At 43.2% G+C, this 6820-nt stretch carries 4 protein-coding genes; all 4 read right to left on the bottom strand.

Translation table 11 applies throughout. The features are described 5' to 3' along the window. Positions 1-1257 (bottom strand): PKD domain-containing protein (locus B3763_RS12750; protein ID WP_286746998.1); only part of this gene is annotated, 1257 nt, incomplete at its 3' end. A gap of 517 nt (positions 1258-1774) precedes the next feature. Further along, a complete protein-coding gene (locus B3763_RS12745; RefSeq protein WP_286746996.1) occupies positions 1775-4810 on the bottom strand; it encodes a sensor histidine kinase in 3036 nt (1011 codons plus the stop codon). Then, a complete protein-coding gene (locus B3763_RS12740) occupies positions 4810-5445 on the bottom strand; it encodes a response regulator (RefSeq protein WP_189629934.1) in 636 nt (211 codons plus the stop codon). The genes B3763_RS12745 and B3763_RS12740 overlap by 1 nt, the downstream gene beginning before the upstream one ends. Before the next feature lie 263 nt (positions 5446-5708). Beyond that, on the bottom strand, positions 5709-6818 hold the full coding sequence (locus tag B3763_RS12735; protein ID WP_286746993.1) for a TlpA disulfide reductase family protein: 1110 nt from the start codon (positions 6816-6818) through the stop codon (positions 5709-5711). Positions 6819-6820 lie beyond the last annotated feature (2 nt).

Genomic DNA, 6820 nt, shown 5'->3' with positions numbered 1-6820 from the left:
CGTGGGTGTAATATCGGCCGTATAGACCGAGGCGCTGGTTTGTGAGAAGTTCGAAGCAGTGGCGTTGCCCAGGGAGATATCCCCTATCACAAAACCTGTTACATCTTCTGAGAATGTGAATGTTGCAGTGAAGATTTCGTTAGTAGGATCGCCCACTGGGCTGGTGATAGTCACAGTTGGTGATGTAATATCGGCTTCTACACTAAACTGTGTAGCGCCCGTGTTTCCATTGCTTGCAGCATCCTGCGCTACATTAGCCGCTACATCAATGGTTACTGTTCCGTCAGCTGTGGGTGTAATATCAGCGGTATAAACGGATGCACTAGTAGCCGCAAAATTAGAGGCTGTCGCATTGTTTAAGGTGATATCGCCAATGGTAAAGCCAGTCACATCTTCTGAGAATGTGAAAGTTGTGGTAAAAGCAGCATTAGTTGGATCGCTTACGGAACTACTAATATTTAGCGATGGTGCAACGAAGTCTTGAACAGTTAGATTAAAGGAGCAGTCAGCATTATTCCCTGATTCATCCGTTGCCGTGAGAGTTACCGTAGTAACCCCAACGCCTACAATGGCCCCTGCAACTGGTGACTGCGTGATTACTGGCGCAGCATCGCAATTATCGGTAGCTACAACTCCTCCCGTATAATCAGGAACGGTAAACTGTCCTCCACTAACATTTTCAATCTTATCGGTTTCGCACGTTGTAATTACCGGGTCAGTTACATCCCGTGTATCTACAAAACCTATCTTAGTTACGGTCCTTGTACAGCCATCTATGTTACCTATCGTTAAGCTTACATCGAATACACCTGCTGTAGCATAGCTATGCGTAGGATTCTGAAGATTGGAAGTATTTCCATCTCCAAAATCCCAGTGCCAGGAGATCACAGGGCTGCCAAAAACAGTTTGATCTTCAAAATGAATATCCCCCCCCTTGCAAAAGGTGCTAGATGGCTTAATCCTGAAGTCAACATCAGGTCCAGTAACCATTATATAGCTAGTCTGAGTCCTTTGACTTGTAAGACCGTCTGAGTCTTCTACAGTGAGTTTTACCGTGTATACTCCAGGGGTGTTATAGGTATATGAGGGATTTTGTGTAGTTGAAACTCCTCCATCACCAAAATCCCAAGTCCAGGAAACAATTAAGGCAGCACCCGGAGTTGAAGTATCTGTAAAATTAACCGTCAATGGTCCGCAACCAAAGCGCGGACTTGCTGAAAAGCTGGCTGTTGGTGCATACGAGTTCGTAGCAGCCATATTATTCAATAGAGCATGTTCATTCGTTAATTTCGGAGAAGTGCGTCCAATCATCGTGGAGATGTCCTGTGTGTTTTGATCTTGAGCTATATAGCTTCTGTCATCAACCGTGCCGAACGAAGCACCTGACTCCGTGGGTTGACCTGCTAAGTATCCGGTTACTGCCGTTGAATAATGGTTCGTAGCCTGAGCATTAAATTCGGCATCAATTATTTGAGCGAATGAGCTTGATGTAAAAACCACTAGTAGGACTAAACAGATACCTAGTGTTTTGCCTGGCAAAGAGAAGTTTTGCCTGATCACAGACAATAAGTTTAGATGAAGAGTGGAGAAGCTATACTCCAAAAAACGCATAAAAATTAGTTTATACAGGCTTGATTAAGCTGAATGAATTCAACTAGCTGTAGAAACAAAGTTAAATCTCAATAGCAAGCCAGAACATACGTAGCGATACGTATTTTAACCCTTGCGTGAGACAATCCAAGCGTGGAACAAAGGTCAAAAATTAGGATTTGAGCTATTGTAAAGGTATTTCTAACTCAATGCGAGTACCATGGGCATCTGACTCAATGTTTATCTTGCCCTTGAGCATGGCTATTCTTTCGTGCAGTGTTTTCAGTCCTAATGAACCTCCTGACTGTTGTTCATTTTCTACCGAAAAGCCTTTACCATTATCTTGAATATTAATTAGCACCTTGTTCTTTTTTCGTGCTATGGTAAGCTTGGCCGAAACGGCATTGGCGTGCTTTACAATATTATTTAGAGCTTCTTGAATAATGCGATACAGATTGAGCTCTTCCTCTGCATCGAAAATACCATCAATGTTTTCCAGCTCAATAGCAAAGAACACTTCTGTATTTTCATCGAGCTTACGGATCAACTCTTCCAGGGCTGCTGTAAGTCCTAACCTACTCAATACTACCGGGTGTAGGTTTCTGGTTATGCTCCTTACCTCTTCCAAAGTTGCACTAACGTTCTTTACCATCTGCGGATCGCGGCTGGCATTGGCCTGATTCTTTAGCAAAATCAGCTGTTGGCCTACACTATCGTGCAAATCGCGGGATATTCTCATTCGCTCTTCTTCCTGAACTCTCAGAAGTGCTCGTGAGTAGTGTTGCCCTAAGGCTCTTGCTTTGTTGGCTTGCCTTATAAAATAATAGCTCACGACAATAACAACCAGCAAACACAAGAATCCAAACCATAAGGTTTTATAGAAAAACTCCCTGGCATGAATGTGAAGTGACAACTCCTTCCCAAAAGAGGCTCCTTCCGAGTCCACCATTCTAACCTTTAGCAGGTACTGGCCGGCTTCGAGGTTATTGAACTGAATTTCGCCAGGCTGCTTTATGGGTAGCCATTCACCATTGTTCAACTTAAATTCCATGTTCACCTTTGTGGGCTGAGTGAGCCCTACCGGGGCTACCTGAATTCTCAAGAATTTGTTTTCAGCGGGTAGAGACACACTGCCTAACTCTGTCAATTCTGCCGGAGCTATTATGGTGGTGTTTGACTTTACCTTACTATCGAAATAAGTAAGGCCGGTAAGTACCACCTCACCTCCTTTCTCCACTTTTTCAAGGTCTTGCGGAAAGAAATAGTTAAGCCCTTTTATGGCACCAAGAAACACTCCACCATTTTCTAATTGAAGAAAACTGAATCGGTTAAATTCATTATTGCTCAGGCCATCGTCTTCCACAAACCTTTCTGTTTCTCCGGTTTGTGGGTTAAACTTTACAAGTCCTGAAAATGTGGCAAACCACAGGTTTTTTTCCTGATCTTCAAATACCGATGCTATAGGGCTCCCGGCAGGATCGGTAAAAAACAATTCGGGCCGGCTGTTTTCCTCTTTTATTTGATACACTCTGCCATCGACAGTTGTAAATAACAGCCCATGCCGCTTTAGCACACTCAGCATCATCAACTTGTCTGATGATATGGGAATATCTACATAAACCTCTTCCCCTTGTTTAAATTTGAACAGACCGCTGGTTGTGGTGGCATAAAAGCTGTCATTAAATTTCGTCAGATCCATCACGTTCAGTGAATCGTTTTTTGTCAGGGGTCTGTTAACCTTACTGGACTTATCGAATTCCATTAGCGGAAAGTTTGCGGCTCCATAGACTATTCTATTTCCATCATCTACCATTGCAGAGACAGGATAGTGCCTGAATCTCTCAACTTCCCTTGTATCAGGGTTTATGAATAAGACACCTTCGTTGTAGTTGGTCCAGATGCCGCGTTGGTCCATAAAAACACCTCGGATCTCCGAAGCTGAAAATGGCTGACCATCGAGAAAGATCGGAAAGGGTTCTTCCGTATTTTCAGCAATATCTATCAAATAAAAACCACTGGCTTCTGTAGCCACCAAATACCTATTGGGGCCATAAGGTATTATGCACCTTAGGCTGTGGTCTTCTAAAAAAGTGCTTACACCAAAATTTTTAAAAACAACATGAGCCAGCCTTCCCGGTTCGGTCAAAAACAATTCTTTCTTTAAATCACGACTTGCGGCATTGATCGCATTGGCCCTATTTACCCGAACATCGGGCTGGTCATGCGCCTCATCTACATACGCTCTTTTAACTATGAGTTGACCTTCTGCCACATTGAACCATGCTATATTTCCATGGTTATCGTTGATGGCATAGAGTTTCTGGTATAGGCCGGTATTTATGAGTGTTTTCTTTGCATTGCGGGCCGGCTTGAAATTACTCTCTGACCATGTCATTTCATGGTCGTTGTATTGATAGGTTCCGTAGCCATTTTTTAGGACGAACTGATACTTTCCTTCAAACAAGAACGAACCAACAAGTGCCAGAACTTCCGGGTTAGCCACTTTTTCAAGACCGAAGTCTTCATAGTCAAACTCCTTCAAAATTTGCCCTTTGAGTCCATAAGCGGTTATGCCCATGCGGGCTTCGGAAATAAGGAAATGATCTTTGAAAGGGATGACCTGATGCAAGTGAGACTCACCTCGCTCAGACATTAAATCGAATAGCTTATCAAAGCTTAAATCGTCATTTAGGCGAAACAGGCTGGACTTTCCAAAAGCATCCAGTGATATAAAAGTGGATGTATCTTGCACAAAGATGTTTGAAATATCTACATGACCATCCAAACTAGGAATAGGTACAGACTGAACTTTGAAAGTGGAAGGGTCGAAGAGATAAATCTCATCAAATCCGTTGGAGGAAAACCATAAATAGAAGAGCCCATCTGCTCGCTTTTTTAGCAAAAAGCTAATGGGCGAAAGTTCTTCGGAAATCGGCAACGGCACGGTGTGAAAGTTATATCCATCGAACCACTGCAGTTTGGGCACGTTCTTTAAAAAGGTACTGGCTCCTAAATCTGACTCAAGACCGCTAATCCACAGCCAGCCATTATTGTCATAGACTAACGAGTGAATGTCGCCAACTTCCAGCCCGTCTTTTACACCATAGGTTTGCAGTGAAAGAACGCCTTTGTCATTATCAGTTTGTGCCAAAAGTGAGTAGGTACCCCAAAGCAGCCATAGCCAAAACAAGGGTTTCAGATAGTGTTTAGGGCTATTCACTAGTTCAATAGATGTTTATTCTGCAAAACCCAGGCAATCAAACCATTAGCCTTCCCTTCAAGATTCAGTTTTTGAATAATATTGCTCCTGTGCTTTTCTACCGTTCTCTCCGAAATAAAGAGGCTTTCGGCTATATCACGGGTCGATTGATTTTTGGAAATGAGTTTGAGAATTTTGCGTTCAGACGGAGTGAGCGACTCTACGCGTTCCAACGCAGACTGTGCATTCTTCACATCCTTTAGTTGAAACGCTTTGCTGAAATACTGCCCCCCTTTTTCCACCTCTTGAATACAGTTATCAATTTCTTCCAGCGCATCTTCCTTTAACAGATACCCGGAAACATTGAGGCTCTTGGCTCTGGCAATAAACTCTGTCTCCTTATGATAAGAAAGGATAATGAATTTGGTGTTGTAACCGTGTTCCATGCAATACTTAGCTACCGAAAGTCCATCCATCTCAGGCATTTCTATATCTAAAATAGCAATTGAAGGGACTCGTTCAGTAATAATCTTCAAAATTGACTTTCCGTCTTTTGCAGTGGCCAGCACGTTGTAACCTTTTGATATAAGGTTCGCCTCAAGCCCTTCAAGTAGCAAAGGGTGATCGTCTGCCAATACAATGGAAATGTGGTTCATGTCTACCCGGTAATTATCGCTAAGATAAGGCTTATTGACACTACCGGGGAATACGTAATGCTACGTAATTAAATTTGGCTGTTTATGACGGCAATATTTAGGGCGAAAAAGAAACGATCTCAAACGCCAACTATTTTTGATATCCTTAGCCAAGCTCAACCATGAACCTCTTTGAATGCTTGTTTAATTTAAAGGGATTCCCGATCGATGTCGGGAATGACGCTTAGTTTTTGAGGCCGTTTCTCAAAATTCTGTAGAAATGGTTATTCACCAAAAATGCTCGCCAACTTGGCTTCGAGGGCACGGCCTCGTAAGTTCTTGCCAATTACACGGCCTTCCGGGTCGAGCAGTAGGGCAAAAGGAATGGCATTAATTTTATAGGTTATGGCTGCTGCCGACTGAAAATACTTGAGATCGGACACATGGTAAGGCCACACCAAGCCATCTTTTTCAATAGCATCTATCCATTGCTGCTTGGAACGGTCCAGGCTCACGCTAAACACCTCGAAACCTTCATCGTTGTACTTCTCATACATGCGCACCACATTCGGGTTTTCCATACGACAAGGCTTGCACCAGGCTGCCCAAAAATCGAGCAGCACATATTTACCACGCAAATCGGAAAGGCTTAGCATTTCTCCATCGGGAGTTTCCATGGTAATGTCAGGAGCCACCTCTCCCATGGCCACAGCCGGCCTAAAGGCCTCTACATTTTCTGCGAAGTATTGAACGTCCGAAGAATTAGGAATTTCTTTTTGAAGCTTGGTAGCCAACGAATCAAGAAATGCGAATTCATCAGTCTTATTGCTAATAAAGTCAGTAATCAGTAAGCTCACCAGAGAACTTTCGAAACTCATGGCCATCTTCTTTAGTCGGTCTACTTTAGCAGTCTCAAGTTCGAGTGCTTGTGCTCTCAACTCCTCCATCAGTTCCTGATTGCCCTCGCTCTGAGCGGTCAAAAATCGCTGATTGATACCTTGCATTTTTGCCTGGTAAGTATCCAAATAGGCATAAACCTCTTTCAGATTGTCCATATCATCCGATCCGGTAGCTTCAATAAACTCTCCGGCCTTTCCGGCTGCCTTTACCTTTATATTTTCATTATCCAACACCAGGGTTTCGAATTGTTCTCCGTAGATATTCAGTCGGTAAAAGCCTGGCTCTGAAAGTTCCAGATCCATTGAAAAGTTGCCTTCATGATCTGAATACACTGTTTTAACAGGACTAGCCTGACCTATTTCGAATCGCTCTAAAACAACCTCTCCTTGAGGAATAGCATTCTCAATGGTGCCGGAGATGGTCACTTTACCCGGTGTATTACTTCCGCAGGCACTCAAAATAGCCAGTGCCCATATGCCAATGTATTTTTTCATCT

This window comes from Roseivirga sp. UBA1976, assembly GCF_002336325.1.
GTDB classification, from domain to species: Bacteria; Bacteroidota; Bacteroidia; order Cytophagales; family Cyclobacteriaceae; genus Roseivirga; species Roseivirga thermotolerans.
The sequence above is the reverse complement of the archived record's forward strand: the minus strand, read 5'-3'. Positions and strand labels throughout refer to the sequence as shown.

Coding starts and splice junctions, on each gene's coding strand:
- B3763_RS12740 (WP_189629934.1), bottom strand. CDS start 5,445: ATGAACCACATTTCCATTGTATTGGCAGACGATCACCCTTTGCTACTT.
- B3763_RS12735 (WP_286746993.1), bottom strand. CDS start 6,818: ATGAAAAAATACATTGGCATATGGGCACTGGCTATTTTGAGTGCCTGC.